Source organism: Sphaerochaeta sp. UBA5836 (genome assembly GCF_002432845.1).
Classification (GTDB): Bacteria; Spirochaetota; Spirochaetia; order Sphaerochaetales; family Sphaerochaetaceae; genus Sphaerochaeta.
Genome location: NZ_DJGW01000071.1, coordinates 7,008 through 10,036 on the forward strand (window position 1 = coordinate 7,008; position 3,029 = coordinate 10,036).

Consider the following 3,029-nt stretch of genomic DNA (forward strand, 5'->3'; position numbering starts at 1 on the left):
TCAGGCATTTGCTTCCGGTTCTGAACTCCCGGGGGGAAATGCCTGTATGCTTCTTGAAAATGTAACTGAAATAGTGGGGATCTCCAAATCCTACATCGTAGGCGATGTCTGCGCTTCTGAGCGCTGTCGTCTGCAAGAGTTCCTTCGACTTATTGATACGGACCCGGGTAAGGTATTCTATAAAGGTTTCACCGGTTTCCTGGGAAAAGATGGTACTGAAATGGTTTGGACTCACAGAGACGATCGACGCCACTGAGTGCAGGGAAATATCCTGGTCGGCAAAATGGAGGTTTATGTACTGCTTTGCCTTCTGAATCATTTCATAGTACTTCCCCGCCGACTTCAATTCCCTGAAATCAATGAACGTATCCAAAATTAGTTTCACCCCGTCACAGAAGGTCTCTTTCGAGGCGGCTATCTCGGTCAGCTGTGTCTTATTGGACGACCATGGGATGACTTCCTGCACAACACCACCCAGCTCATCAATGATCCTTGATATAGCCACCATAAGATCATACAAAAGGTAATAGCTTATGAGCGTGGTCTGAAAAGGATCATCGCCTATCATGGTCATATACTGGGCGATGATCTCATGAATGCCCGACTTCTTCACATATTTGAGCCGTTCCGCGATAGGGCTTCCGTCCAGTTTCAAGAAATCTATTTCGGAGGATGCGTTCAGGTCATGTATTCCGATTATCAGGTTCTGGCCCGATTTAACGGTAAATTTTATCGCTTTTTCCGCATCGGCATATGATTGGGACAGGCTTCCGATTCGCTCGACCAACGAACCAATGCCGATAGCCACCATGCAGCCGGTATTTCGTTCAACCTCATACTTGATCGCCTGGCCCAAGGTATACGCGGTCTCTTCGAGCGATTCGCCTTCAAGCTGCATCATCAACAGGATGATGGAGTCCCTGCTTTGCGAGAAGCACAACACCTCTTCCTGGTTGTCGATCAGGCTGTTGATGTGGAGCTTGGCGGTAATCATTTCAGCATAGTTCTCGGTGGAGATGGACAGCTTGATGATTGCAACAAGATACCCATGGGCGATGAGATCGAGTCCCATATCCCCGGCTTTCTCAAGCGCATCCTCCGTCCTGACAATACCGGTCACCAGGTCGCACAGCCAGCGTTCCCTGATCAGGTCCGAATTGGACCGGGCCTGTTGTTTCAGGTTCTCTATGCTTGAAAGATGCATTTTCTCCTGTTCAATCCTATCCACCAGCTTGTTGAGGATTGCCAGCATGCCAGAGGCGGAAACAGGCTTGAGAATGTATTCGTCAACACCGATCGATATGGCCTCTTGAGCGTACTGAAATTCGTCATGGCCTGAGATGATGATAATTTTTATCCAGGGAAGAATTTTCTTGATAATCCGGGAGAGGCTGAGCCCATCGACAAACGGCATCCTGATATCGGTGATCAGGATGTCGGGTTTCACATCCTTCATGATCGACAAGGCCATCTCGCCGTCCGAAGCTTCGCCAACCAGGACAAACGGCCCTGATCCCGACTGTATGCTGTTGCGCAGCCCTTCCCGTACTACTATCTCATCTTCTGCAATGAACACCTTATACATTGGATAAAACCTCTGGTACGCTGAAATATACCGTAGTACCCGCTTTATACTGACTTGTGATCACCAGCTTCGTGCTGGTATCATAATACAGCTCCAGCCTTTTGTTGACATTATACAGTCCATAGACATTGTTCAAATCCTCGGGATCGGCCGAACCGTTGATCTGTTTCATGATGTTCGCAAGCTTTTCTTCCGTCATTCCAATTCCGTTGTCTTGCACGGAGAAATGCAGGCGATTGTTCTCACGCCATCCCTTCACCTGCAGTAATCCGCGACCCCGTTTATTCTTGATCCCGTGGTACAATGCGTTTTCAACAAGAGGCTGGAGCACCAGTTTCAATATTTGGCAGTCCGCCATCTCGCTCTGGTACTCGATCTCATAATCCAGGATGTCGCGGTATCTGATTTTCTGAATGGTCAGATAGCTTTTCACATGTTCAAACTCCTCGCTGACCGTCAAGAAATCCTTGCCCTTGTTCAGGGATATTCTAAAGAAGCTTGAAAATGCACGGGTGATGTCGATGACCTGATCATTCTTCTTCTCTTCGGCAAGCCAGACGATTGTATCGAATGTGTTGTAGAGAAAATGCGGGGTGATCTGGGCTTGAAGGGCTTTCATCTCCGATTTCTGAAGGTTTTGCTGCTCTTTGACATTCTCTGCGATTAATTCTTGGATTTTGACCGCCATGATGTTCAGGTTTTCAGTAAGGCCGTCAAGCTCGCTTACCTGAGGAAGTTTCACCCTGACAGAGAAATCTCCCTCTGCAATCCTTTTTGAAAGGTTCTCGAGCCTTTTGATGGGATTGTTGATGCTGGCTGTCACCGAACGCTGGGTAAAGATGGCGAAGATGGTGACAAACAGTACGGTAAAAATCTGGATGACGGTAAGGACGAACGTAATTTGCCTGTGGTGCTCGTTTGTTATCGTCGCCGACTCAATAACCCGTACGATGAAGTCCTGAAGGATGTCGGAGATGAGGGCCGAAACCCCGCGGATTTCATCAAGGCTTTCCTCATTTTCACTCACCGGAGCATGGTTCGCCATCTGAGTTCCCAACCGGTCTACGTTGCGCTTCAGCGTATCGACCGCACGACCGGCAACCTCAAGCATCTGCCGGTTCTCCCGCTCCTCGGTCGTCCTCATGATGTCATTCAGGCTTTCGTTGATCCCGTCAATAATGTCGTACTGCCTGCCTTCATCGAACTTCTTGTTTCCGGCGACGATATCCCAGATCTCGTTGGAGATATCCATCTTTACCGTCTGATTCAGACGGTTTGCCTTGCTGACATTGGTTATGATGAGGTCGTAGCGACCCATTTGGACAACAAACGAAACAATCGTGATAACCGGAGGTGTTATCATCAGTAGGATGATGATCACATACGAAATCTTTATCCTTTCTTTTATGCTTCTGCTTTTAAACACAGAGAAAATTTTATCAAT

The 3,029-nt window shown here is 47.9% G+C and carries 2 protein-coding genes; both read right to left on the reverse strand.

Annotation, left to right across the window (positions count from 1 at the left end; all coding sequences use genetic code 11):
- Window positions 1-1,585, reverse strand: a 1,585-nt coding sequence (locus B3F49_RS05710; protein ID WP_293909646.1) for a response regulator, incomplete at its 3' end; no start/stop codon positions are given.
- Window positions 1,578-3,029 (reverse strand): sensor histidine kinase (locus B3F49_RS05715; RefSeq protein WP_293909648.1); only part of this gene is annotated, 1,452 nt, incomplete at its 5' end. The genes B3F49_RS05710 and B3F49_RS05715, both read right to left, overlap by 8 nt.